This is a genomic window from Prosthecobacter sp. (genome assembly GCF_049294395.1).
In the GTDB taxonomy this organism is placed as follows: domain Bacteria; phylum Verrucomicrobiota; class Verrucomicrobiia; order Verrucomicrobiales; family Verrucomicrobiaceae; genus Prosthecobacter.
In genome coordinates this window covers 1-25,956 of record NZ_JBAQCR010000309.1, presented here as the reverse complement: position 1 = coordinate 25,956, position 25,956 = coordinate 1, and the positions used below count along the sequence as shown (strand labels likewise).

The 25,956-nt window shown below is 58.8% G+C and carries 22 protein-coding genes; 14 read left to right on the top strand and 8 right to left on the bottom strand.

Annotated features, from left to right (window positions below):
* Window positions 1–458 precede the first annotated feature (458 nt).
* Window positions 459–1,682 carry a zinc metallochaperone GTPase ZigA gene (gene zigA / locus WAW39_RS20500; protein ID WP_422321026.1) on the top strand — a complete coding sequence of 408 codons (1,224 nt, stop codon included), beginning with the start codon at window positions 459–461 and terminating at the stop codon, window positions 1,680–1,682.
* Window positions 1,683–1,939: 257 nt separating this feature from the next.
* On the opposite strand, the gene WAW39_RS20495 is transcribed toward zigA, so the two are convergent.
* The 3 genes from WAW39_RS20495 to WAW39_RS20485 form a co-directional block, all read right to left on the bottom strand.
* On the bottom strand, window positions 1,940–2,287 hold the full coding sequence (locus WAW39_RS20495) for a hypothetical protein (protein WP_422321025.1): 348 nt from the start codon (window positions 2,285–2,287) through the stop codon (window positions 1,940–1,942).
* A 502-nt stretch (window positions 2,288–2,789) separates the two neighbouring features.
* Window positions 2,790–3,119, bottom strand: a complete 330-nt coding sequence (locus WAW39_RS20490) for a hypothetical protein (protein WP_422321024.1) — start codon at window positions 3,117–3,119, stop codon at window positions 2,790–2,792.
* Window positions 3,120–3,824: 705 nt separating this feature from the next.
* Window positions 3,825–4,898 (bottom strand): Gfo/Idh/MocA family protein, encoded by a 1,074-nt coding sequence (locus WAW39_RS20485; protein WP_422321027.1) that lies wholly within the window; start codon window positions 4,896–4,898, stop codon window positions 3,825–3,827.
* 321 nt (window positions 4,899–5,219) lie between these two features.
* On the opposite strand from WAW39_RS20485, the gene WAW39_RS20480 reads away from it, so the two are divergent.
* The 6 genes from WAW39_RS20480 (at window position 5,220) to WAW39_RS20455 (ending at window position 10,905) form a co-directional block, all read left to right on the top strand.
* Entirely contained in the window at window positions 5,220–5,654 is a 435-nt protein-coding gene (locus WAW39_RS20480) for a hypothetical protein (protein ID WP_422321023.1), read from the top strand.
* 236 nt (window positions 5,655–5,890) lie between these two features.
* Complete coding sequence (gene purH / locus WAW39_RS20475; protein WP_422321022.1) at window positions 5,891–7,429, top strand: bifunctional phosphoribosylaminoimidazolecarboxamide formyltransferase/IMP cyclohydrolase; 1,539 nt, start codon at window positions 5,891–5,893, stop codon at window positions 7,427–7,429.
* A gap of 167 nt (window positions 7,430–7,596) precedes the next feature.
* Window positions 7,597–8,562, top strand: coding sequence for a prolipoprotein diacylglyceryl transferase (gene lgt / locus WAW39_RS20470; protein ID WP_422321021.1), 966 nt, complete (start codon window positions 7,597–7,599; stop codon window positions 8,560–8,562).
* Window positions 8,563–8,641: 79 nt separating this feature from the next.
* A complete protein-coding gene (locus WAW39_RS20465) occupies window positions 8,642–9,217 on the top strand; it encodes an RNA polymerase sigma factor (RefSeq protein ID WP_422321020.1) in 576 nt (191 codons plus the stop codon).
* The gene (locus tag WAW39_RS20460; protein ID WP_422321019.1) at window positions 9,214–9,675 is read left to right on the top strand and encodes a hypothetical protein; all 462 of its coding nucleotides are present in this window, start codon (window positions 9,214–9,216) and stop codon (window positions 9,673–9,675) included. The genes WAW39_RS20465 and WAW39_RS20460 overlap by 4 nt, the downstream gene beginning before the upstream one ends.
* Before the next feature lie 39 nt (window positions 9,676–9,714).
* Window positions 9,715–10,905: a S1C family serine protease gene (locus WAW39_RS20455; protein WP_422321018.1), complete on the top strand. Its 1,191-nt coding sequence runs from the start codon at window positions 9,715–9,717 to the stop codon at window positions 10,903–10,905.
* Window positions 10,906–11,290: 385 nt separating this feature from the next.
* Here the strand turns inward: WAW39_RS20455 and WAW39_RS20450 are convergent, their stop codons facing one another.
* The 3 genes from WAW39_RS20450 to WAW39_RS20440 form a co-directional block, all read right to left on the bottom strand.
* Window positions 11,291–11,842, bottom strand: coding sequence for a glutathione peroxidase (locus tag WAW39_RS20450; RefSeq protein ID WP_422321017.1), 552 nt, complete (start codon window positions 11,840–11,842; stop codon window positions 11,291–11,293).
* Between the two features lie 63 nt (window positions 11,843–11,905).
* Window positions 11,906–14,077 (bottom strand): 1,4-alpha-glucan branching protein GlgB, encoded by a 2,172-nt coding sequence (gene glgB / locus WAW39_RS20445; protein ID WP_422321016.1) that lies wholly within the window; start codon window positions 14,075–14,077, stop codon window positions 11,906–11,908.
* A 9-nt stretch (window positions 14,078–14,086) separates the two neighbouring features.
* On the bottom strand, window positions 14,087–15,067 hold the full coding sequence (locus WAW39_RS20440) for a glycosyltransferase family 4 protein (RefSeq protein WP_422321015.1): 981 nt from the start codon (window positions 15,065–15,067) through the stop codon (window positions 14,087–14,089).
* A 586-nt stretch (window positions 15,068–15,653) separates the two neighbouring features.
* Between WAW39_RS20440 and WAW39_RS20435 the strand changes: the two genes are divergently transcribed.
* Both WAW39_RS20435 and WAW39_RS20430 read left to right on the top strand, forming a co-directional pair.
* Window positions 15,654–16,145 (top strand): hypothetical protein, encoded by a 492-nt coding sequence (locus WAW39_RS20435; RefSeq protein WP_422321014.1) that lies wholly within the window; start codon window positions 15,654–15,656, stop codon window positions 16,143–16,145.
* A gap of 35 nt (window positions 16,146–16,180) precedes the next feature.
* Window positions 16,181–16,666, top strand: coding sequence for a hypothetical protein (locus WAW39_RS20430; RefSeq protein WP_422321013.1), 486 nt, complete (start codon window positions 16,181–16,183; stop codon window positions 16,664–16,666).
* A 30-nt stretch (window positions 16,667–16,696) separates the two neighbouring features.
* Here the strand turns inward: WAW39_RS20430 and leuS are convergent, their stop codons facing one another.
* Both leuS and WAW39_RS20420 read right to left on the bottom strand, forming a co-directional pair.
* Window positions 16,697–19,264: a leucine--tRNA ligase gene (gene leuS, locus WAW39_RS20425; RefSeq protein ID WP_422321012.1), complete on the bottom strand. Its 2,568-nt coding sequence runs from the start codon at window positions 19,262–19,264 to the stop codon at window positions 16,697–16,699.
* Between the two features lie 387 nt (window positions 19,265–19,651).
* Window positions 19,652–20,653, bottom strand: a complete 1,002-nt coding sequence (locus tag WAW39_RS20420) for a M20/M25/M40 family metallo-hydrolase (protein ID WP_422321011.1) — start codon at window positions 20,651–20,653, stop codon at window positions 19,652–19,654.
* A gap of 174 nt (window positions 20,654–20,827) precedes the next feature.
* On the opposite strand from WAW39_RS20420, the gene WAW39_RS20415 reads away from it, so the two are divergent.
* The 5 genes from WAW39_RS20415 to WAW39_RS20395 form a co-directional block, all read left to right on the top strand.
* The gene (locus tag WAW39_RS20415) at window positions 20,828–21,811 is read left to right on the top strand and encodes a lysophospholipid acyltransferase family protein (protein ID WP_422321010.1); all 984 of its coding nucleotides are present in this window, start codon (window positions 20,828–20,830) and stop codon (window positions 21,809–21,811) included.
* A 96-nt stretch (window positions 21,812–21,907) separates the two neighbouring features.
* The gene (locus tag WAW39_RS20410) at window positions 21,908–23,338 is read left to right on the top strand and encodes an aldehyde dehydrogenase family protein (RefSeq protein ID WP_422321009.1); all 1,431 of its coding nucleotides are present in this window, start codon (window positions 21,908–21,910) and stop codon (window positions 23,336–23,338) included.
* A gap of 18 nt (window positions 23,339–23,356) precedes the next feature.
* Complete coding sequence (locus tag WAW39_RS20405) at window positions 23,357–23,887, top strand: hypothetical protein (RefSeq protein ID WP_422321008.1); 531 nt, start codon at window positions 23,357–23,359, stop codon at window positions 23,885–23,887.
* Window positions 23,888–23,931: 44 nt separating this feature from the next.
* The gene (locus tag WAW39_RS20400; protein ID WP_422321007.1) at window positions 23,932–25,050 is read left to right on the top strand and encodes an iron-containing alcohol dehydrogenase; all 1,119 of its coding nucleotides are present in this window, start codon (window positions 23,932–23,934) and stop codon (window positions 25,048–25,050) included.
* Window positions 25,051–25,107: 57 nt separating this feature from the next.
* On the top strand, window positions 25,108–25,956 hold an 849-nt coding region (locus tag WAW39_RS20395; protein ID WP_422321006.1), incomplete at its 3' end, for a tRNA-dihydrouridine synthase family protein.

The window sequence follows — 25,956 nt, the reverse complement described above, 5'->3', positions numbered from 1 at the left end:
ATATATAGGTCGTGACCCTGTGAACCTGTGACCCTGAGGGTCAAAATCCATTTTGACCCCGGTTTGACCCTGTGACCCTACGGGCCCGCCCAAGGGGCAGGGGGACCTTCCTCCAGCCACCTTATGTGATGAAATGGCATCAAGCATCACCGTGGTATCAAATCGGTATCATGATACCAAACCAGAGCCCGCTGGGTGTTGCGGGAGCGTGAGGGATCGGGACGATCCCTCTCCTGTCAGCCAGATGCCATCGCCCACAGAGACTCCAAGGGGGAGTTCTTCAACCGGCTGCCAACACCCTTTTGGCCCCATGGCGGGCATGTGCAGAGCAGTGATTCCAAAAATGAACTGGAATGGGGTCACCAGCAGCGACCGACTAGCCCATTTGATAATGCATATTAGTTGCGTTAATTTGGTTTATAATGCAATATATTTGCGTTATTCAACTTCACCCACTGATGCAAATAATGACACCGAAGCTCCCTGTCACCGTCCTCTCCGGCTTCCTCGGAGCTGGGAAAACCACCTTGCTCAATCACATCCTGCGAAACCGCGAGGGACGCAGAGTTGCCGTCATCGTCAATGACATGAGCGAGGTCAATGTGGATGCCCAGCTTGTGAAGGCAGGCGATGCCCAGCTCTCCCGCACCGAGGAGAAAATGGTGGAGATGAGCAATGGCTGCATCTGCTGCACGCTGCGTGAAGATCTGCTCAAGGAAGTCTCAAAACTGGCTCGCGAAGGCCGCTTCGACGCTCTGCTCATCGAGTCCACAGGAGTCTCTGAACCGATGCCAGTGGCCGAAACCTTCTCCTTCACTGACGAGTCTGGTCGCAGTCTCGGCGACCTCGCACAGCTCGACACCATGGTCACCGTGGTCGATGCGCGGAACTTTCTCAACGACTACTACGGCACGGATGAACTCAGAGATCGTGGACAGCAGGTGTCAGAGGAAGATGGCCGCACCATCGTGCATCTGTTGACTGATCAGATCGAGTTTGCCAACGTCATCCTCATCAACAAGACAGACGCCGTGAACGCTGAGGAACTGAAGGACATTCGCGGAGTCATCCAAGCTCTGAATCCGAAAGCGAAAGTCCATGAAACACGCCAGTCGGAAGTGCCTCTGAGCGCGGTGCTAAACACCGGCCTCTACGAACAAGCGGAGTCTGAGCAAGCTGAAGGCTGGCTGGACTCCCTCAAGGGTCATACACCCGAGACCGAGGAGTATGGCATCAGCAGCTTCGTGTTTCGCGCACGGCGTCCTTTTCATCCGCAGCGACTCCAGGAACTGCTCAACGCCACCTGGGAAGGCGTGATCCGCGCCAAGGGCATGTTCTGGCTGGCCACGCGCATGGAAATCGCCGGTTATCTCTCCCAGGCCGGCGTCCTGCGTGACACCCGCGCCTTTGGCTTCTTCTGGAGTGCCGTCAGCGAGTCCGAATGGCCCCAAGACGAGAAATCCCGCGCAGAAATCCGCCATCACATCGACGCCCTCTATGGCGACCGCCGCCAGGAAATTGTCATCATCGGTCGCGACATGAACCAAGCCGGCCTCATGACCCAATTCGACGCCGCACTGCTCACCGCAGCCGAATTCGACCAAGGCCCCGATGCCTGGATGCAACTGCCCGATCCTTTTCCAGAATGGCTTCCGAATGAGCCTCATACGCACGCTGCGTGAGCCATTTCGTAGGATGTCCCGGCGGCCTTGGCCGGGGAGCTGGGAAGGGGGCTTCGTGGTAGAGCAGGGGGCCATCGGTCAAAGCCCTGCCACCGTCGTAGCTATACCCGACGGTGGCCTGCCGACTCGCAGGCCTGATCACTTACTGCGCGCAGTTCACGCGCCAAGTGAAGCATGCCTAATGGATGCCGCAACCTACTGAATTACAGATGAATACATCACAAGCATGCGCACTAAATGCCTGGCATCTTTTTCGCTCATTCTTCGACCGTCCTATTAGGAACCTCGCAGAACTCTAGGTTTTCGTGAGTTGTCGGCCAAAACGGGTTGGCCCCTTCAAAATGAATCGCGTAAAACAATTCAGCGGACTTATCGGGTCCATAGATATGCAGTGAGGTGGATCCTACACACGGTGCGGATGGCGTAATCACTCTTAAATGCAGGATATCCCCAATTTCACCGACTTTGTCGGGCAATTTCAATACGCGCTTACGGAACGAGCCATTATCTCGGAATCCATATCCACTTAGGCTGCCAGTTTCCATGACCTCAAAAAATGCGTCTTTAATTTCTGAATTCTTATCGGGGAGCGAGTTTAGTTTCATTGGTTTTGCAGTTTATGTGTAAGACTCGGAAGTCCGAGTTCTAAGCTGCTCGGGTCAGTGACGCGTCTTTGTCAACAGGTTTTAAACAAGCCTGATTATTTAAGGCGCTCCGAAAAGCTGTAGTGTCAGTAAAGTCAATGCACCAAATGCCTGGCATTTTTTCCGTCTGGCTGCAGCCCAAAAGTTGCCGAGTTTCGACCTCTAGGGATGGCAACTCGGCAACTTTTCCAGCCAGCGTCCCGGTGTCCTTGGCCGGGGAGCCGAGAAGGGGACTTCGTGGCAGGCAGGGGTCATCGGACAAAGCCCTGCCTCCGTCGTAGCTCTACCTGACAGTGGCCCGCCGACTCACGCAGGCTTGATCACTTCATGCTCCCAGTTCACGCGCCAAGTGAGGTCTGCGTAAATGAGGTCATAACTTACTGAATAGCAGATGAATACATAATAGGCATGCACACTAAATGCCTAGCATCTTTTTCAATGTAAAATGGCCGGCATTTTTTCCTCACATATACAGCTCATCAAGGTCTTTCTTTTTCAAGACCATCAATCCAGCGTTCCCACTCTTGTTTCGTGTTAGTAGGTTTGCCTCCTTGAAAAGATCATTCAAAGCATCATCCACCTTCATTGGACATCTGCATTTCCACCTCTTCCTGAGAGAAGCTATAAGCCAGAGAACAAGAGCGCCCATAATTAGGAAAATCCCATTCTTCCACGCGATGGGTCCACCCCATACAGTGGGCTTGATATCAGCAGACACCAAAAAAACTATGAGGGAGACTAGTTGGGTGGAAGGCGTTATCCAGTCAGCTCCAGCCGGGCTAAGAGACTCCATAAAGCTAGCCAAAACAGATCGGCAGTGATGTTTCGATAAAATTCCGTAGCTATCACTACCCTTAGTCAGCAAGAGCTGACTTACTTCATCCTCTCGTAATAACACGAGTGGCGCAGCGTTCGAGCGGGAAGGATTTCTAGCCATGAATGTTGGGGTTCAACTTTCCTTCGAAATCCCAGCAGGCTCAGGGTTACCCCCCTCAGGTTTGCTACAGAGCTTTGCGACGGAATGCATAGCTAAAAACCCGCAGTTCTGACACATAGTTGTCGCGCAGGGGACTAAATTAAAAGGCCCCGTCTGTCCAGCAGCCCTCATAGTGGCAAAAGTGAACTCAGGGAAAAGGCCGAATTCAACATTGCCACACATGGGACAAGCAACGCCACTGCATTTTGTCCTCAAATTTGCGGCAACCAATTCAATGTCAGGAAATTTCACAGGCGATAAAAAGTATGTTAAAAAAACCGCAGAGAGTAAGAGACCTCGGCGGGCGTGCCTAATAGGTTTTTACGCCAATAGACGGGGCTGAAAGGTTCTAAGAATCAGCAGGTTCATTAATCCACGAGAGCTCAGGGTTTCAACTGCCAACTATCAAAGTTTACGACTGCTAATACTTTACATTACATTGATTGTTGGTAGTTAATAACCGGGTCGTTTGGAGGCTCTGAAACTGGCCTGTGCCAGAAAAGAAGCCTCCTGAACACCGACCTACCCCACCAACTTCAGCGTCCGTTTCTCTTGGGCGCTCTGGAAGGCGGTATCGACGATCTGCTGGCCGATGCGGGAGATGTCGAGGCGGAGCGGGCCGATGAGGGGCGCGCCGGTTTCGAGGTGGTGGATGACGTGCTCGACGGGATTGCGGTTCGGGGCTTGGACGGGATCGACCGGAATCTTGTAGCCTTCCGGGCGGGCGCGGGTTTGGACGCGGACGGTGGGTTCGTAGTCGTAGCACGAGATGGTGCCGTAGGTGCCTTTGAGGACGAAGCCGCACTTGGGCTGGGGCTGGTGGGTCCAGGGATCGGTGAAGGTGCCCCAGCGGGTTTCGCTTTTGCTGAGGCCGAAGCTGTAGCGGATGATGGCGACGGCGTGCTCGTCCACCTCCAGCCCGGCGGGTTCGTCCCAGACGCCGGTGACTTCCAGCGGAGCCCGGCCACCGAGGTGCCAGGTGCCGAGGGTGGTGCCGTAGCCCATGTAGTCGAGCAAGGAGCCCCCGCCCTGCGCCTTGCTGTAGAACCAGCTCGCGGCTTTTTCGGCGGCGCTGGGTTCTTTTTCGATCTTGTCGGCGCCGTGGTAGAGCGGGCCGCGATTGCCGCCGTGGTGGTGGAATTCGCGAACTTCGCCGATGAGGCCTTCCTGGATGAGCCGGTGGGCGGTCTGCTGGCCGGCATCCCAGACGAGCGGCCAGTTGACGGTGAGGAGCTTGCCGTGCGGCTGCATGGCGGCGATCATGGCATCGGCCTCGGCCAGCGATCCGGCGAAGGGTTTCTCCATGATGATGTGGGTGCCGAACGGGGCGATCTTGGTCACCCAGTCGCCGTGATTCGAGGCGGCGGGACAGAGGATGACGATGTCGGGCTTGGTCTGCTCCATGCAGGCGCGGTAGTCGGTGAAGACCTGGGCGTCGGAGAGGCTGAAATTGCGCTGGGCGTCCACGAGGCGTGCGGGCTGCTCATCGCAGATGCCGACGATCTCCGCGTTCGGATGCTCGGAGGTCTGGCGCAGGAGGTCGCCCATGTGGAAGTGATCGAAATTGATGCCGGCGATGCGCCATTTTTTGCTCATAGGGGCTGCATCGAAGCCGAAGGGCGCGGGGATGACAATGCAATCTTCATTTTTGATGGCGGGATTTGGGCCGGATTGATAACCACGGATCACACGGATTTTCACGGATACCTGAGGCTGAATCTGTTGGATTGATCCGTGCTGGTCGTGAAATCCGTGGTTTAAAACCGGAGTTGAACCGGAGTTTCTAACCACTGATCACACAGATTTTCACGGATAACTGAGGCTGGAAGCCTGGCCGCCAACTAGGTCCCACGCATTTCGCCCCTTTGACTTTTTACTTTAAGGATCCCCCTTCTCCCGCTTTCATTGCTCCTTCCCATGGCTGCCAATGAAATCCGCGACACACCCGGCCGGCTGCTGCTGGGCTGGGCGGTGCTGCTCACGTCGCTCGTGATTCTTTCGTGGCGCATCCACCTGCATCCGGCGGACTATGAGTGGGCGGAATACCCCACGGCGCTGGGAGACACGCGGTACTACACCGCGCTGGGCAAGGATGATCGCTACGAGCCCAACCTGCGCTTTGCCGGGAAGGACGAGGGGCTGTTTCGCCGGGTGGAGGAGGCAGTGGAACGGGATGATGGGACGATGATGAAACAGGGGCTGGACGCGACGGGGCGGCACTTCATCTACCAGCCGGAGGGTGCCAGCGAGAAGGGCCCCCTGCCCGTCTATTTGAAGAGCGGCGAGAACCGCTACGTGGAGTTTGGAGCGCGGAAGTTTTACCCACCGTTTGTGCCGAAGACGGGGCCTTGAGGGGGCTAATAAATGACGGATTTTTACACCGCAGAGACTGGAACGCCGCAGAGATTTGCTTCTGAAAAACTCTGCGGCGTTTCCAACTCTGCGGTGTAAAGCTCATACCTCCAAGTTTCGCAGGGTTGAATCGAAAACCGCTTTGACCTGGGCACAAAATTGGCTCGTGAAATGCGCTTGGCACCCCCATAATTCTCCCTTTACTCCGCGCCCCCGAACTTCCTCCCAAGACACACATGCCCATCGCCCGCGCCCTGCTTTCTGTTTCTGATAAATCCGGTCTCCTCGAATTCGCCAAAGGTTTGGCGGCGCTCGGGGTGGAGCTGCTTTCCACCGGGGGCACGTCCAAGCACCTCAAGGAAGGCGGCCTGACGGTCACGGATGTGTCCGACCACACCGGCTTTCCGGAGATGTTTGACGGCCGCGTGAAGACGCTGCACCCGAAGGTCCACGGCGGCCTGCTGCAGCGCCGTGACAATGAGGAGGACAAGAAGAACGCCCAAAAGCACGACATTCCGTGCATCGACCTCGTGGTGGTGAATCTCTACCCTTTTGAGCAGACCATCGCCAAGAAGGACGTGACGCTGGAAGAAGCCATCGAGAACATCGACATCGGCGGCCCGTCCATGCTGCGCAGCGCGGCGAAGAACCACCGCTGGGTGACTGTGATCACCGATCCCGCCGATTACAGCGTCGTGCTGGAAGAGATGAAGGAGCACGCCGGAGACACCACTCTGGGCACCCGCGAGCGTCTGGCCTGCAAGGTGTTTCAGCGCACCGGCGCCTACGATTCCGCCATCGCCGCCTACCTGAACAAGGAGCAGACCACGCAGAAGACCTTCAACCTCAGCCTGCCTCTCTACGCAGAGCTGCGCTACGGCGACAACCCGCACCAGAAGACCTCTCTTTACGGCAACTTCGGCGACTACTTCGTGAAGCTGCACGGCAAGGACCTCAGCTACACCAACGTGCTGGACATCCACGCTGCGGCAGAGATCGCCCTGGAATTCCGCCGCCCCACCGTGGCCATCCTCAAGCACACGAATCCCTGCGGCGTGGGCTGCGCGGATGAAGATCTGCGCGAGGCTTGGCAGAAGGCATTTGAAACGGACAAGCAGGCCCCGTTTGGCGGTGTCATCGTGGTGAACCGCAGCATGACGCTGGGCCTGGCCCGCATCATCTCGGAGATTTTTACCGATGTGATCATCGCCCCGGATTTCGATGCGGACGCACGTGCGCTGCTGCAGAAGAAAAAGAACCTGCGCCTGATCCAGATGCTGCCCGGCGTGGCCGAAGCACTCACCGAACCTGTGATCCGCTCCGCTCCTGGCGGCGTGATGGTGATGGACAGCGACTCCCGCGCCCTGGGCCTGGACGATCTGGAATCCAAAGTGAAGACCATCCGCCCGCCGACCCGCGACGAGCTCGAAGCCATGCGCTTCGGCTGGCGCGTGGTGAAGCATGTGAAGTCCAACGCCATCGTCTTCGCCACCAGCGACCGCACGCTGGCCATCGGCGCCGGTCAAATGAGCCGCGTGGATTCCTGCCGCATCGCCATCTGGAAGGCCAAGGAAGCCGGACTTTCCCTCAAGGGCTGCATCGTCGCCTCAGACGCCATGTTCCCCTTCCCGGACGGCCTGATCGCCGCTGCCGAAGCCGGAGCCACGGCTGCCATCCAACCCGGCGGCTCCGTGAAGGATGCCGAGGTCATTGCGGCTGCCGATGAGCACAAAATGGCCATGTGTTTCACCGGCGTGCGTCACTTCCTGCACTAGGATTGGCGCGTGTAAAAGGTGGCCAGTCCACTCAGGCTTAACTATTTAAGCATAGTAAATAGTTAAGCCATCTTAAATTAAGAGCAGTTGATCCCTGTAGGCCGGAGAGCTGACTGCTGAATTTTGTTCCTTGTGCGGACGCCGCTCCCGTCCATGCCTTGTGCCCCATGATTTTCGCTTACTACCTGCACGACCTCAGCCCGTTTGTGATCAAGTTCACGGACAAGATTGCCGTTCATTGGTATGGCCTCGCGTATGTGCTGGGGTTCTACCTCACCTACCGGGTGATGTACTTTCTGGCGAAGCGAGGGCTGTCTGAGATCAAGCCCGAGGCGGTGGCGGACTTCATCACGCTGGTGTCGCTCTTCGGCCTCGTGCTGGGCGGGCGGCTGGGCTACATGCTGCTGTACAATTTTGACGAGTTCATCCATGCGCCATGGACCTTCTTCCTGCTGAACCAAGGAGGGATGGCCGCCCACGGCGGCATCGCAGGAACGACACTATTTTGCGGCTGGTATGCGTGGAAGCACAAGATCTCCTGGGCGGGCATCGGCGACTCCATTGTGTGCGGTGCGCCGCTGGGCATCTTTCTGGGGCGTATCGCGAATTTCATCAATGGCGAGCTCTTTGGCCACGTGACCACGGTGCCGTGGGCGGTGAAATTTCCGACGGAGCTGCTGCATGAGGACTTCGTGAAACAAGGGGGGGATCCGGCCCTGATGCACGAGATTTATGTGAACGGCCTGCAGCACAGCCAGGACATCATCGCTTACTTTGAGCAGCGTCGCGGCGGCCTTGCCGAGCTGGAGCAGATCCTGCACCCGCGCCACCCCTCCCAGCTTTATGAGGCGTTCGGCGAGGGCCTGCTGCTCAGCGCCATCCTGATCTTCATCCGCCTGCGCTTCCCACGGCTGCGCCAGGGCATCATCGCCGGCTTGTTCTTCATCCTCTATGCCATTGCCCGCATCGCGCTGGAGTATGTGCGCCAGCCGGACAGCGGATCAGCGATGATTCTGGGCCTGACGAAGGGGCAGTTTTATTCCACCTTCATGTTCATCGTCGGGGGCCTTTTCATCGGCTACGGACTGATCTGGGGCAAGAGCCCGCCCGGGCGTGAAGCGGCCAAAGCTTGATTTTTCAGCAAGGCTATACAAAAGCCGGACCTTGTGGCGTTAGGGTGGACGTATATGTGTTGAACATGTACCTTCCCGCATGGAATCCGCCTTCGATTGGAAACAAACGTTTGATCACCTAGCTCCGCAGCTGGTGCTCTATGCGCGCCAACTGGTCGACTCCAAAGCCGATGCCGAAGACGTTGTGCAGCAGGCCTTTGTGCGCTGGTGGCGGCGCTTTCCCGAGGGGGACTCCAGCCACATCCCCCTGCTCTATGCCGCTGTCCGCACCATCGCCCTAGATCAGCGCCGCTCCGACCACCGCCGGGTGAACCGGGAGGCGAAGTCCGAGATCGCGGTGGCAGGGGAAAACGCGCCCGCTTTTGACCCCAAGCCCGAACAGAAAGAGACCGCCGCCATCGTGGACAAGGCGCTGCAGACCCTGCCCGAAGATCAGCGTGAAGTCATCACGCTGAAGCTCTGGGGCGACCTCACCTTCAATGAAATCGCCGCCATGACCGGCAGCTCGATCAACACCATCGCCGGTCGTTACCGCTACGCGCTGCAGGCGCTGCACAAGAAGCTCGGACACCTGCGTGCCGATCTTCTCGGTGAATCCCCCTCTCCCGCCATCAACATCCTACCCTTTTCACCCACCACGGAGGCCATGTCATGAACAACGAAATCAACGAACAAGAACTCGAAAACCTGCTGCGCGGTCTCGCGCCGGCAGCAGCCTCCCCTGCCCTGGTGCAACGGGTGGATGATGAACTGAAACTGGACATGAGCTGGCTCAGCACCAGCCGCCGGAAACCGCATCGTCAGCCGCGCTGGCTCATGTCTGCCGGCTGGGCCGCCATGGGTGCCGCCGCCGCCTTCGCCGTGATGAGCTACCTGCCCACGCAGCGCTCTGAGGGCGGTGCAGCATCGCTGGCCGCAGCGCCCGCCACCATTCGTGAATGGGATGACGAGCATGGCAACAGCATCCACCGTGGCCGCAGCCTCAACGATGACAAGCTGGCTCTCGTCGTGTCCCGCGAGCTCGGAACGTGGGTGGATCCCCGCTACAGCTCACAGATGACCGTGGACATCTCCAGCAAGCAGCAGCTCCTGCAGCCCGTCTCCTTCAGATAAGCAAGGCTCCAACCAGCCTCAGCTCAGCCCGTCCCGACCATGAAACTCCCCCACACATTCCTCATCGCCTGCCTCGGCGCTGCACCGCTGTGTGCCCAGCAGGTGGAGCCGAAAACGGAAGCCCCGAAACCGGCCACTGCGGAAGGGGCCGGTGCCAGCGGCGGGGTGAAAACCGACAACCCACCCGCGCTGCCACAGCCAGGCCATCGGCATTCACATGCGAATGCCCAGCCCCAGCCGGAGCAGAAACCGGTGGCCTACATCGGTGTGCTCACCCGTGAGGTGCCAGCGGAGCTGCGGGCGCAGTTTTCCCTGCCGGAAGGCTTTGGCCTGCTGGTGGATGAAGTGCTGCCCGACTCTCCCGCCAAGACAGCCGGATTGAAAGTATACGATGTGCTGGTGAAGTTTGAGGATCAGCAGCTCGTGAACATGGAGCAGTTCATGGCGCTGGTGCGGGCAAAAAAGAAGGGCGATGTGGTGCAGCTCAAGGTCATCACCGGTGGCAATGAAACTACAGTATCAGTCACGCTGGGCGAGCACTTGGTCGCGGCCCATGAGCACCATCAGCATCACAAGGGAGGGATGCCGCCGAACGGTATGGCTCCCTTCAATGGCGAGAAGTTCCGTGGTGGTGAGCAGCGCGAGCATGGCTTTCAGAATCACAACAACGCCCTGCATGAGCAGTTCGAACGCCTGCGGAATTTTCAGAAGGAGCTGCGAGAATATCAGGGGCGCATTCAAGAGTGGGCAAAGGGCGGCAGCAAAGGCCCCGTGCCGCAAGCGCCCATGCTCCAACTTCCCGGCCATGGTCAGCAGCCCGAAGGTGGCGGACACCGCCGCAGCGGCCATCAGCTACAAACCGGCCTCTCCATTCCACCCGGAACCGATCTGCAGCGCTTCCATTTCTCCCAGTCCCAATCCGCCGCCAATGTGACCCGGCGTGACGATACCGGTGAGTACATCCTCAAGAACGAAGACGGTAAAAAGACCTTCATCGCCCGTCCGAAAAACGGTCAGGAACAGAGCTGGCCCATCAACAACGACCAAGAGCGCGAAGCCGTGCCGCAGGAGTTCCACGAAAAGCTGCGCATGATGGATGGCGCAAACGGCGGCGTCCGCATTGAGATCCATCCCCGTCCGGACATGAATGCACCGGGCAATCCTGCGCCTGCTGGGGGTGGTAATGCTCCGGCTATGCCGCCGGTCAAAGCGCAGACGACTTCGGCATAGGGGATGGTTTGGGGAATGCGGCAAACGCCATGCATCTCCTGCCTTTCCAAGTTCCAAGGATGGCGCACCTTTTGGATGCCCACGACGCCACAGACCCGAAACTTCGGACCCGCACAGCGGTTCCCTACCAGCCCTTCGGCACGCGCTGCTCTGAACGGTAGGGATGCGCTGGGCGCGTCTCTGGAAGACTTCGTCCCTTCGTTGGGCTGCTGCCTCATCGCATGCCCCCCTTTCCAAAAGCCCCGCCCCCCAGCGCACTTGCTGCGTCCTGCATAATCGGGGCGTGGTATAGCGACACCTCCCATCAGACTCATTACATAAAAAGCGGCGACAACTCATTGAGTCATCGCCGCTTGGAGAAATGGAACTACCGAGCAGCTCCGCTTTACTTCGCAGCCAGGGCTTCTTTGATCGCGGCAGTGACTTCCGGGGAGTCTGGCTGCACCTTGGGCTCGAAGCGCTTGAGGATCTTGCCGTCTTTGCCGACAAGGAACTTGCCGAAGTTCCACTTCACATCGCCCGGGAAGGGAGAGGTCGGGCCGCTGAGCACCTGATAGAGCTCGCTCTTGTTCGCGCCCTTCACGGCCACCTTGTCAAACATCGGGAAGGTCACCTTGTACTTGAGGGAGCAAAACTCTTTGATCTCGGCATTGGTGCCGGGCTCCTGGCCACCGAAGTCGTTGCAAGGAAAACCGAGCACGGCCAGGCCGTCCTTTTTGAACTCCTGATTGAGCGCTTCGAGTTGCTTGTACTGCGGCGTGTTGCCGCACTTGGAAGCAACATTCACAATCAAGAGCACCTTGCCCTGATAGGCCTTCAAGGAGGTGTCTTTGCCATCGATGTCTTTCAACGGCACATCGTAAACAGACTTGGGAGCGTCAGCCGCGCTGAGCGCAACGGCAAGGAGGAGAGAGGAAGCGAGGGTAAGCAATTTCATGGGACGACACCAACGCGCCAAACCTCGCACCTCTTTGCAACAATCGCAGCTCCGCCGGGAACATCACCTCCCCAGCACCAGCGTTGCGAGGGGCGGCAGATCAACGACGATGCTCCAAGGCTGGCCCTGCCACGGTGTTGGCTGGGCCTGGAAACCTGCACCGGCGCTGACGCCGGAGCCGGCGTAGTTCGGGGCATCGCTGTTAAGGAGTTCGCGGTAGCTGCCGGCATCGGCAACGCCGACGCGATAGCCTGTGCGGGTCACGGGGGTGGCATTGACGAGTACGGTTACTTTGTCGCCATCGTTCGAGGAGCGCGTGAAGGCGAAGATGCTGTTGTCGGCATCGTTGGCGTCCAGCCAGTGGAAGCCTCCGGGCTCGTGGTCCTTGGCATAAAGCGCGGGACGGGTGGTGTAGAGGTGGTTGAGGTCTTTGACGAGCTTTTGCAGGCCGCTGTGCTCCTCACCAAGGAAGAGGTGCCAGTCGAGGCTGCTGTCATGCCGCCACTCATTCCATTGGCCGAATTCACCGCCCATGAAGAGGAGTTTTTTGCCAGGGTGCGTCCACATCCAGGAGAAGAACATGCGGAGGTTCGCGAACTTCTGCCAGCGGTCGCCGGGCATCTTGTTGATGAGGGAGCCTTTGCCGTGAACGACTTCATCGTGGCTGAGCACGAGGATGAAGTTTTCATCGAAGGCGTAAATCATGGCGAAGGTGGCCTCGCCGTGGTGATACTTCCGGTGCACGGGGTCCTCAGACATGTAGTGCAGGCTGTCGTTCATCCAGCCCATGTTCCATTTGAAGCCGAAACCCAAGCCGCCGGTGCTGACGGGTTTGGAGACGCCGGGCCACGCGGTGCTTTCTTCGGCGATGATGGTGGCACCGGGGTGCTTGGCGTAGCAGACGGAGTTCAGTTCGCGCATGAAGGCGATGGCCTCCAGGTTCTCGCGGCCGCCGAGGTGGTTGGGGATCCACTCACCCGCATTGCGTGAATAGTCGAGGTAAAGCATTGATGCCACAGCATCTACACGAAGACCGTCAATATGGAACTGCTCCAGCCAGTAGAGGGCGTTGGAGATGAGGAAGTTCTTCACCTCATGGCGGCCGTAATTGAAGATGAGGGTGCCCCAGTCTTGGTGCTCGCCGAGGCGTGGGTCTGCATGTTCATACAACGCGGTGCCGTCGAACTTGGCGAGGCCGTGGGAATCTTTCGGGAAGTGTCCGGGCACCCAGTCGAGGATGACGCCGATGCCGGCCTGATGGCAGCGATCAATGAATTCACGGAACTCGTCCGGGTTTCCAAAGCGGCTGGTCGGCGCGAAGTAACCGGTGACCTGATAGCCCCAGGAACCGTCAAAGGGATGCTCGGCGATGCCCATGATCTCGATGTGCGTGAAGCCGAGGTTTTTGACATACGGGATGAGATCGTCCGCGAGTTCACGGTAGGACAGCCAGCGGTTGCCCTCGCTTTCCTTGCGCTTCCAGGACCCGAGGTGGACCTCGTAGGCGCTCATGGGGGCGTGGTAGAGATCGCACTTCGCCCGCTTCTGCATCCATTCATTGTCGGACCAGCTGTAGCGCTCCATGTTGAAGACGAGGCTGGAGGTCAGCGTGCCATGCTGGGCAAAGACGGCGTAGGGATCGCTCTTCAGGCACATGTGGCCGTGGGCACCCACCACCTCAAACTTGTAATGCGTCAGCTCGGTGATGCCGGGGATGAAGATCTCCCAGATGCCGGCTTCGATGCGGTTGCGCATCACGTGCATGCGGCCATCCCAGCGGTTCCAGTCACCCACGACGGAGACGCGCTGGGCATTCGGAGCCCACACAGCAAACTGACAGCCGGCGATGCCATGCACTGTCTTCAGCCTTGCGCCCAGCACCTCCCAGAGACGCTGATGGCTGCCTTCGCGGAAAAAGTAAATGTCCTGATCGCCGAGCAGCAGGCCAAAGGAGTAGGGATCGCTGAGACGGGTGGTCTCACCTTCAAACGGGGTCACTTCGAGCTCGTAGAGCCCTTTGGGCGTGACGGCTTCGAAATAGCCATCCTTGTGGAGCTTCTCTGCTACGACGCGTTCATTGCCCACAATGACCGCCACTTCCTTGGCGTAGGGCTGCATGGTGCGAACCACCTGCTTCCCTGCCCCGGCCTCATGCGCCCCGAGGAACGCGAACACATTTTGATGTCGTGCAGCCAGCACGGCTTCGATCTCGGCATTCTTGGAATATGGACTCATTGAAGGCACTCATGGAGCCTTTCGACCAGAAAGCAACGGCTCTAGCATCTCCTGTACAATTCGTGACCAGGCGAGCCGCGCCATCATCTGCCGCTGCGACTGCCTCATCTGGATGGCGGTGTCTTTTTTGATCTTGCGTGCGAGAGCCTTGGGGGAGGCTGTGAGCTTGAAAAAAGTGGCTCCCACCGCCACCTCCCGATGCGCCGGAATGCAGGAGCAGTACACGGGCACACCATGCATCGCGCCTTCGATCAGAGGAAGTCCGTAGCCTTCCTGCGTACTGGGCAAAAACAGCAGATCCGCCATGTGGTAGAGGCTGCGCACGTCATTGTCGGTCAAAGGGGCCTTTTCACCGAGAAAACGTACGCGTTTGGTCACGCCAAGTTCTTTGGCCAGTTGCTTCAATTCGCGGAAGTACTTCGCTCCATCGGACTGATGCGGATCAGGAGCCGCCGTGACAATGTACAAGGCCTCAGGCAGTTCTGCGAGCAGCCGCAGGCCGAGTTCGATGTTCTTCCGCCGCACGAAACGCGTGGGCTGCAGCAGTACCAAACCCTCGTGCTCGAGCTTCAGGTCTCGAACACGTTCAGTAAGGCCCAGAATGGCGGCTGAGTCACAGCCATTGGGAATGACGTGGATCGGCTCATCCGTCACCAGCGCGTAGTCCTGCCGCCGGAACTCGGAAACCGCCACATGCACGGCCTCCGGCACTTGATCCCACCAGCGCACGTCATGCACCCAGTTGATCCAGCGGATGTCGGGGCGTGAGCGTGTGAGTGCGATAAGCTTCTTCGTCCAGGCAAGATCGAAGGGCATGGTGAAGACGTTATGAACGATGACCGCATCCCAAGCTGCCATGTGCCATTCCTCACGCGTGAGGACTTCCACCTCATGTCCCAGCATGCGCAGCGCGGCGGCCTGCTCGCCAATGACACGTTCCACGCCACCAATGACGGGAGGTTTTGAGTAATGAAGAATAGCTATCAACATGAATGAGGGGGCAATAGTGTCACTTTATGGTAATTATAGTTTCCTGAGGAACGAGCTTTATTTGAGTGTGGATTGATTTATTTTATTTAAGCCAGATTCGAAGTCCGCCCACCCTGCTCTTCCAATCTCGAACCTAGAACAGGAATGAATGCAAGCAACTCACAGCCAATGGGTTAACTTATAAATATGATTTTGTGACTGATGCGGTTACATGGGAAAAGTGCAGGCAGTCCATTCACTCTGAGTAAGACAGCATTCGGCCTCAAAGGCTCATTTATTTTACCACCCTTCTTAACTTTTAAGTTCGGTGCAATTTGTAGGAGCTTTATATGACGTATAAGAAATGGAATTCTTTCGCAGCCCCATGACCAAACTAGGCAGCTCACCACATCCTCTTCAATGGGCCAGACTCGAACCACGATCCTCCCACCCTGCCCAGCATGACGATGAAGTTTTCGCCGGACTTTTCCGCATTCCACCATAGTTTGTCTGCTTGGTGGAAAGTGAGTCATGACCACCCACTTAGAAAAGGATGTACGCATGATACTTGACAGACATCAGCATTTTAACCTATGACGTCAATGTCATGAAAACGACTACACACTTAGCCTGGATTGTTTTTTCCCTCCTTATCGTCGCCTTGATGCCAGCACAGGCCAAAGACGAAACGGTGCGCCTGTCCTACCCATCCAAAGTCGAGTCATCGAAGGGCAAAGAGCGCGAGAAGCTTTTTACGCCGTGGATGAGCTACGACGCCCTGCGCATCCAGGTCGAGGAGAAGCGGGCCAAGGGCGAGCAGATCATCTACTTTGAATATAATGGCAGCATCTCCCAGGCCCGCGCCATTTTTGTGAACAAGCTCAAGCTGAACGGCCCCTACTCACGCTGGTATATGGCAACAGAGCAGGCCATGGAGGACAAACTCAACAGCGAGATTAAGGGCGGCCTCCAGACCGCCTTCGTCGTTCGTAACCTCAGCGGCGGCTACACCATGCTGTTCGTCTCACCACAGGACATGACGGCTGTGCGCGCACAGCTCACGACACTTGGCATTGGTGAGCCGAGGCTGAAAAAGTGATCGCGCTGGTCTGAATGTCTCCTGCTCTTGAAGCCATGAAAACGACTGCACACTCTGTCTGGTTTGCCTTGTCTCTCGTTATGGTCGTCTTGAACCCGGCCCAGGCCAAAGACGAATTGAGGGTGTCCTATCCGTCCAAAGTCGAGTCTTCGAAAGGCAAGGAGCGCGAGAAGCTCTTTTCCAAATGGATGAGCGCCCAGGCTGCCGTGGCTTATAACGAGGAAATGTGGAAGAAAGGTCAGCAGCTTGTTTACTTCGAGTACGACAGCACACAGAACCAATGGCGCGCCATCCATTCCAGCAAGTTGAAGTTCAAGAGCCCCTACTCCTGGCGGGCGTTCATTGATGAAAAGGAGATGGAGACCCAGCTCAACACTGAGATCAAGCTCGGCCGCCAGCCAGCCTTCATCGTTCGGGAAAATGGTGCTTACGCCATGCTCTTCGTCACGCCGGAGGATCTGGACGCTGTGCGCACAGAGCTCAAGGCACTGGGCGTCGGCGAGCCGAAGCTGAAGAAGTGAGCAGGCCGGGCTGCCGCTGAACAGCGTGGCTTACACCACGATGTTCACCAGCTTGCCGGGTACGACGATGATCTTCTTCGGCGTCTTGCCTTCCATGAACTCCTGCACGCGGGCGCTGGCGAGGGCGACCTTTTCGATCTCCTCCTTGGTGGCCTGAATGGGCAGGCGGGCTTTGTCACGCAGCTTGCCATTGACCTGGAAGACGATTTCCACCTCGTCCTCGATGAGGGCGGCGGGATCGTACTTCGGCCAGGTGGCGTCGCTGAGCAGGCCCTCCACGGCCAGCGTGGGGAACTTGCTGGCGATGCGGGCATTCAGATCATCCGCGATGTGCGGCGCGAAGGGGCTGAGCACCTTGAGGAAGGTGACGATGGCGGAGGCGGGCATCACCTCCTCGGCCGTGAAGGTCTTGGTGCAGATCATCATCTGGCTGATGGCGGTGTTGAAGCTGAGCTTCTCAATGTCCTCGCCGCATTTTTTGATGGTCTCGTGCAGGGCTTTGGTGACCTGCTTGTTGGCAGGCACGTCCTGCAGCGCAGGGGACACGCTCCACACGCCTTCTTCACTGACTTCCATGACGAGACGCCACACGCGGGCGAGGAAGCGGTACACGCCCTCCACCCCCTTCATGCTCCACGGTTTCACCTGCTCCAGCGGGCCCATGAACATCTCATACAGGCGCAGCGAATCCGCGCCGTACTCTTTCACGACGTCATCGGGGTTCACCACGTTGCCGACGGACTTGGACATCTTTTGGCCGTTCTCGCCGAGGATGAGGCCTTGATTGACCAGACGCTGGAAAGGCTCCGGTGTGCTGACGTAGCCGAGATCAAACAGCACCTTGTGCCAGAAGCGGGCATACAGCAGGTGCAGCACGGCGTGCTCGGTGCCGCCGACGTAGAGATCCACGCCGCCGGGTTTGCCACCACCCATCCAATACTTCTCAGCCGCTTCGCCGACGAAGCGCTCGCTGTTCTGCGCATCGCAGTAGCGCAGGTAATACCAGCAGGAACCCGCCCACTGCGGCATGGTGTTGAGTTCACGCGTGGCGGTGGCGGAGTAGCGCACCCAGTCGGTGGCTTTTGAAAGAGGAGGCTCGGGCGTGCCGGTGGGCTTGAAGTCTTCCAGCGTCGGCGGCAGCAGCGGAAGTTCGCTTTCAGGAATGCTGCGGTGGCTGCCGTCTTCCCACACGATCGGGAAGGGCTCGCCCCAGTAACGCTGACGGCTGAAGAGCCAGTCGCGCAGCTTGAAGTTTACCGTGCCTTTGCCCAGGCCTTTTTCTTCGAGCCAGGCGGCGATCTTCTTTTTGGCCTCAGGAGTGGAGAGGCCTTCAAGGAAACCGGAGTTCACGGCGGTGCCATGATCGGTGAAGCCCTGCCAGTCTTTGCCTTCGGGCGGCTGCACCACCTGCTTGACCGGCAGTTCAAACTTCTGCGCGAATTCAAAGTCACGCTCGTCATGCGCAGGCACGGCCATGATGGCGCCGGTGCCGTAGCCCATGAGCACGTAGTCGGCGGTCCAGATGGGGATCTGCTCGTTGTTGACGGGGTTGATGGCATACGCACCCGTGAAGACGCCGGACTTGTCCTTGGCAAGCTCGGTGCGCTCCATGTCGCTCTTGCGACCGGCTTTCTCACGATACTCCTCCACGGCGGTGGCCTGCTCCTCCGAGACCAGCACGTCCACCAGACGATGCTCAGGAGCGAGCACCATGTACGTCGCACCAAACAGCGTGTCCGGGCGCGTGGTGAAAACGGTGATCGTCTCTTCGCTTCCGGCCACCTTGAATTTCACCTCGGCACCTTCGCTGCGACCGATCCAGTTGCGCTGGTGCAGCTTGATGCTCTCCGGCCAGTCGAGGCCGTCGAGTTCATCGATCAAACGCTGGGCATACGCGGTGATGCGCAGCATCCACTGGCGCATGGGGCGGCGCTCCACGGGGAATCCGCCGCGTTCGCTTTTGCCGTCCACGATCTCTTCATTGGCCAGCACGGTACCAAGCGCAGGACACCAGTTCACTGGTGCGTCACTGATGTAAGCCAGGCGGCGTGAGTCGATCTCAGCACGGCTCAGCCCCTTCCCTTCGAGTTCGGCGATGGGATGCGCTTTGCCATCGTCACCGACATACGAGTTGTACAGCTTCAGGAAGATCCACTGCGTCCATTTGAAGTAACCGGGGTCGGTGGTGTTCACTTCACGATCCCAGTCGTAGGCGAAGCCGAGGCGCTTGAGCTGGCCGCGGAAGCCTTCGATGTTCTTCTCCGTCGTGGCACGCGGATGCTGGCCGGTCTTGATGGCGTATTGTTCGGCAGGCAGGCCGAAGGCATCCCAGCCCATGGGGTGCAGCACGTTGAAACCGGACATCTTCTTGAAGCGACCGATGATGTCCGTGGCGGTGTAGCCTTCGGGATGCCCGACGTGCAGACCCGCGCCGCTGGGATAGGGGAACATGTCGAGCACGAAGTACTTCGGCTTCGAGGCATCGAAGTCGGCATCACCGGGGTTCGGAGTGCGGAAGGCCTTCCTGGCCTCCCACACGTCCTGCCACTTGGGTTCAAACTCAGAGAATGGGAAGGCTTTGCGCTGCTCGCTGCTCATAGGGGGCGCGAAAGAAGGCGAGGGTCGCTATGAGGTCAATTAAGTACTCACGAGCTTTAGCTCGTTCTGGAAACGCCTCGCAGCCCCCAGAATCCGGAGTGAGCTAAAGCTCACAAGTACTTTGGGAGGCCGCTTTCATACATTGCGACTTCGGAGCGCGGAATTTATTCCGCAGCACTCCGCAAGCCCCCATGGTTCCGCTTTACCCTCAGGCATCGCCGCTCCCACGATGTCAGTGGAACCACATTATATACTGCCGAGGACAAGAAAATCCTCAGCTTGAATAGGGTGGTTCGTCGTTAAGAGCCTGGTACTTTGGCGGAGTGCTGCGGAATAAATTCCGCGCTCCATGGCGCTTCGCGTCACCGCCTTGCCCCTGCTCTCCCCTTACTTAAACAGCTTCGTGCCCGCCTTGAGGTGTGCTTCGTGCTCCATCATGCGGAGTTCCACGCGCTCGCGGATGGTGCGTTCGCCGATGCCGTCGTGCTTGGTGGCGACGAGGGCTTTGAGGAGGTCGATGAGGGACTTCAAGTCATCCATCATGACGTACTCAGGAACGATCTGGCGGGCGTCGTTGAGATTGTGGTAGTTGCCCAGCGGAATCGAGATGCCCGCGCTGCGGACACCTGCGGCCTGGGTGGCGGTGGCTTCGCAGGCACCGGCATCCAGCAGGCAGCGCTGCACTCGAATGCCCTGCTCTTTGGCGGTGGTCATCAGCACGGCCATGGCTTCGCTGTCGAAAATGGAAACGCGATCTCCAACGCGGAGGATCGGACCGCCGCCCATGACGGCACCATTGACGGGACGGCTGGTTTCGAGGGAAAGGAAAACGCTGTCAGTACCGAAGGGCCAGTTTTGCGCGAGGTGCCAGGCTCCGAGCCAGCCCACTTCTTCCGCACGGGTGAAGGCCGCATGCACGGTGGTCTGGATGTTCAGACGGGCAAGGTCGAGGAAAGTCATCACGATGGCCGCGCAGCCGATGATGTCGTCACAGGCGGTGGCTTCGATGCGGGTGTTGGTGATGTTCACCGGGAAATTCCAGGTGGCGATCTGCCCCTTGGCCTTGCGCAGGCCGCGCTTCACACCAGCGTCCACTTCCAACTGGCCGACGCCGCCGAGGAAATCCCATTCATCGCGCTTGGTGCTGCCGGGTGGCTTGATGAAAGCGGGGTGATCCATGTGCGCACCGAGCACCCAGGTGGGCTTGCTCTTGGATTTGCCGTTCTTGTAGGTGGCCAGCAGGTTGCCAAACTTGTCATGCTTCAACTTCACATGCGGACAGTCTTTGAGCAGCGCCTCGATCTCCGCACGGACATGGTATTCATGAAACGGGGCCGTCGGCTGCTTGAGGAGTCGCTTGAGAATGTTGTTGAGGTTGGTGGCGGGCATGCGTCATCCTAAAGCGAATTTATGCAAACAACAAACGCCACGTGAAGCTGCTTCGATTTTTCTTCGAGCCCGCCGCCTGGATGGCTGCGTCATGTGGTTGCTGTCACGACAAGGCTTTGTGGTTGATCGCATGCCTGCGCCGTCGTAACACGAAACGTCCCCCTTATACCCTTTGTGAAGAAGCTCCGATATTCTCTTGAGATCATGCTGCTGGATCTGGCCGTATGGCTGCTGCCACGACTGCCGCGTCACGTGCTCATGGTGCTGTCACGCGTCCTCGGCAGGCTGGCCTACTGGCTGGATGCGCGCGGACGCACCACGGCGCTGGACAATCTGCGCTGCGCTTTTGGCGATCAGTACACACCGGCTCAAAGGGCAAAAATCGCCTGCGGCTCCTATCAGGTCTTTGCGCGCACTTTCGTGGATCTGTTCTGGTCCCCCCAGCTCAATGCGGAGAATTGGAAGCCGCATTTCGACATCATCACGGACGCCGCTGCTGAAGAAAGAGCACGTGAAAATGGCGCTGTGTGGGTGACGCCGCATTACGGTAATTTTGAACTCGTCAGCCAGATCTGGGGATTCCGTGGATTCCCCTTCACCGTCGTGGCGCAGGATTTCAAGAACCCGGCCATCACGCATCTTTTCAGAAGACTGCGGGAGCAGTCCGGGCACACTTTCATCTCGCAGGACAATGCGATGATCAAGCTGATGAAGGCGCTCAAGCGCAAGGGCCACGCGGGACTGCTCACGGACCTGAGCATCGCTCCCGGCAGGGCCGCGACGGCGATCCAGTGCTACGGCCTGTGGACCTCCGTGCCGACGCTGCATGTGGAGCTGGCGAAGCGCCTCGGTCTCTCGATCATCACCGGGGTATGCCGTCCTCTGGACGACGGACGCTATGAGGCGCACCTGTTTGAAGCCATTGAACCCAAGCCGGAGGACGACACACGTGAGGTGACGCAGCGGATCTGGGACCTGTTTGAGGCGGAGATCCGCAAGCACCCCGAATGCTGGCTGTGGATGTACAAGCAGTGGCGCTACCGCCCGGTGGGCGAGCATGGCGTGCCGCACCCGGACTACCCGTATTATTCCAATCTCAGCGAAGCCCTTATCCAGATGATTCCCGAAGGCCTGCGTCCGCAGCCGAAGGAGGGATGAATGTCTCTGAAAGAGTTCGCCAAATGCGCCTGTTTTTCCATTGCCCAGTGTGATCGGCGCTCGTAACCCTCACACCTTCCAAAAAACAACCCGCCAATGTCCATTCCCCATCTTCCTGCCCTCCGCAAAGGCCGCCCCTATGAGTCGCTCGACAAGGCTCAGGTCAAAGATCACAAAACCGGCGAGGTCTGCGCCGAAATCAGCCAGGTGAATGCCGGCATCGTGCGCAAGGATCTGGCGAAGATCGGCGAAGCACGCGCCGCGCTGAAGAAGTTCACCGTGGAGCAGCTCATCGAAATCACCGCGAAAGCAGGCGAACTCTTCCTCAACGGCACCCTGCCTCTGGGCGACAAAGGCCACACGCAGACGCCGGAAGAATACATCGCCACGCTTTCCCGCACCAGCGGCCTGCCGCACGTGATGGTGAAGCGCAACATGGCCAAGCTCCACTTTGCGCTGACGAACATGAAGATGATCCTCAACGGCCTCACACGCGGCCTTGATTTGAGCGTCATCGATCGCGGCTTTGGCACGCAGTCCGGCTGCCCTGTCTCCTACTTCCCCACCACCAAGTCCCTCGGCCTCGTGATGCCGAGCAACTCCCCGGCGGTGAATTCCCTCTGGCTGCCCGCCATCGCGCTCAAAATTCCGGTGGTCATCAAGCCAGGCCGCGAAGAGCCGTGGACACCTTACCGTCTCATCCAGGCCTTCATCGCTGCAGGCGCACCGGCAGAGGCCTTCGGCTTCTACCCGACCGACCACGAAGGCAGCGGCGAAGTGGTGAAGCTCAGCGGGCGCAATCTCGTCTTTGGTGACGTGGCGATGGCGAAGATGTATGAAGGCAATCCCTCCGTGCAGGTGCATGGCCCGGGCTGGAGCAAGATCATCATCGGCGAAGACAAGATCGAAAACTGGAAGGACTACCTCGATGTCATGGTGGCCTCCATCAGCGACAACGGCGGCCGCTCCTGCATCAACGCCTCTGCCGTGATCGTGCCGAAGTATGGCAAGGAAATCGCCGCCGCCCTGGCCGAGCGCCTGGGCCCTGTGGGACCGACCACGCCTGAGGACGAAAACGCACGCCTCGCAGGCTTTGCGAACGTGAAGATGGCTGATTACATCGACAGCGCCATCGACAACGATCTGCAGACTCCTGGCGCTGAAGACATGACCGCCAAGTTCCGTGAGGGACCGCGCAAGGTGGAATTCCAAGGCGGCACCTTCCTGCGCCCCACCATCATCTGGTGCTCGGACAACAAGCATCCTCTCGCCAACCGCGAATTCCTCTGCCCTTACGCCAGCGTGCTGGAAATCCCGCAGAGCGAAGTGCTCGGCCGCATCGGCTACTCCCTCATCGTCACTGCCATCACGCAGGACCCCGCCTTCATCAACGACCTCCTCGAGTGCGGCGACATCGACCGCCTGAACATCGGGCCGATCAGCACCATGAAGATCAGCTGGGACCAGCCGCACGAAGGCAACATGTTCGAGTTCCTGTACAAGCGCCGGTCGATTGACTGCGCATGATCCGAACTCGCACCTGTCATGGGCTACTTGGTCAAAGCATCCTTCAATGCGGAACCCCGGGCGTACAGTCTGGAGCGCATCAAGAGTGATGTTTCGGCCAAGTCATTGCCTGCAACGGCTCTGGTCCGGCATGAAAAGCAGGACTTCTGGTATTCCGTTGGCGAATTGATCGGTGAAACTTCGGCAACGGAGTTTCAATTCGCCTGCCCTCGCTGTCAGACCACCACTCAAGCTCGCGAGATTGATGTCGGCCTGGAGGTGACGTGTCCGAAATGCGGAGCACCGGTTCTGGTCCCGGACATTCAACCGCCCAAAGATCCCTCACTTGATCAGCCGCTGCTTCGGCGGGGAAACCTGCTGCTCTTCTGGGGTGCCATCATTGTCGTTGCCAACGTGCTGCTCAACTCGTTTTGTGGCGGCATCTTTGGCTTCATCGTCATCGACCTCATCGGCATCTGCATGATGATCAACGGCTACGGCAAACGTCAACTTTACTACCGAAAGCACCTGCCAGCCTCACAGCGTGCCGTTCCTTCCAGCATTGGCTGAGTCCTTTACAGTTACAGCCATAACCTCCGACATTCTCCCGCTTCATGTCCCTCGCACCCTTCGACTACCAATCGCGCACGCGTCTCATCTACGGCAACGGCACGCTCGCGCGAGTGGGCGAGCTTGCGAGTGGACTCGGCGGCACGCGGGCGCTGGTGGTGAGTGATCCGGGCATCGTGAAGGCGGGCTATGTGACACGCGCTGTCTCCTTCCTTATTGAGGCCGGACTGCAGGCGCGGGTGTTTGGAGACGTGCGGGAGAATCCCAGCACGGAAGATGTGGATGCCTGCGTGGCCGTGGCGCGTGAGTTCAAGGCGGACATCATCATCGGCCTCGGTGGTGGCAGCAGCATGGACACGGCCAAGGGCTGCAACTTCATCCTGACCAACGGCGGGCGCATTCAGGACTACTGGGGCGTGGGCAAGGCCACGAAGCCGATGCTGCCGATCATCGCCATCCCCACCACCTCCGGCACTGGCAGCGAGTGCCAGAGTTTTGCGCTGATCTCCGATGCGGTGACACATGTGAAGATGGCCTGCGGCGATCCCAAAGCCGCCGCGAAGGTGGCCATCCTCGACTCCGAACTCACCATTTCCCAGCCGCACCGCGTGACCGTCTGCACCGGCATCGATGCGCTGACGCACACGCTGGAAACCGCAGTCACCAACAAGCGGAATGCGTTTTCATCCCTTTACTCCCGTGAAGGCTTCCGCCTCTGCCACAGCGGCTTCAGCCGGGTGCTGCGCGATCCAAAGGACCTGGAAGCACGCGGCATGATGCAGCTCGGTGCCGCGTATGCAGGCATCGCCATCGAGAACAGCATGCTCGGTGCCGCGCACTCCTGTGCCAATCCACTCACCGCCAAGTTTCACGTTGTCCATGGCGAAGCCGTCGGTGTGATGATGCCGCACGTGATCCGCTTCAATTCCCAGCAGCCCGAGATCGCCGCCATCTACAAAAGCTACTTCGACGGCGACCTCGCCGACCGCGTGAGCGAGCTCCTCTGGGAAGCCCGCATGCCCCGCAACATCGCCGACTACGGCGTGAAGGAAGAGCACCTGCAGGACCTCGCCGAGATGGCAGCCAAGCAGTGGACGGCGCAGTTCAATCCACGCCTGCCCAGCGTGGCGGATTTTGTGGAGCTGTACCGCGCAGCGCTGTAACGCACTCGCGATCTAAAGCTCGTGACTCCTTTCGACATCCGTGTTTAAGAGACGGCTGTGAATCCCACCGAACATCTGGAAGCCCTCCTGGCACGGCCTGAGCCGTTGCTGGCGCTGGCGCCTATGCAGGATGTCACGGACCTGGAGTTCTGGCGGCTGATGGCGCGCTACGGCGGGGCGGATGTCTATTATACGGAGTACTTCCGCGTGCATGCGGACTCGCACCTGGACAAGCCGATTCTCGCCTCGCTGATTCACAATCCCACGGGCAAACCGGCCATCGCGCAGATGATCGGGAATGATATTCCTTCTCTGGTGCGCAACGCCAAGGAACTCCAGCATTACAACATCGCGGCGGTGGATCTGAATCTCGGCTGCCCGGCACCCATCGTGTACAAAAAATGCGCAGGCGGCGGCCTGCTGCGCGATGTGCCGCGCATCGAGGGCATTCTGGGCGCGCTGCGCGAGGCCATCTCCATCAAGTTCACGGTGAAGACACGCCTCGGTTTTGACGACACGGAAACGATCGACGCTCTGGTACCGCTGTTTGCCAAGCATGGCGTGGACCTCGTCACCATCCATGGCCGCACGGTGCTGCAGATGTATCGCGACGGCGTACGCTATGACTTGATCGGCACCGCGACCGCCAACCTCCCCTGCCCCGTGCTGGCGAATGGCAACATCAGCTCCCACGTGGATGCGTCCGAGGTGACGGAGCAGACCGGTGTGCGCGGACTCATGCTCGGACGCGGAGCCATCCGCAATCCGTGGATGTTTGACCAGATCCGCCAGCATGTGCGCGGCCAGCCCGTCTTCCAGCCCACTCCCGCCGACCGCCTGCGCTATGTGGAGGAGCTGTACGAATGCGTGACGCTGCCGAACACCCGCGAGCTGGACATGGTGAAC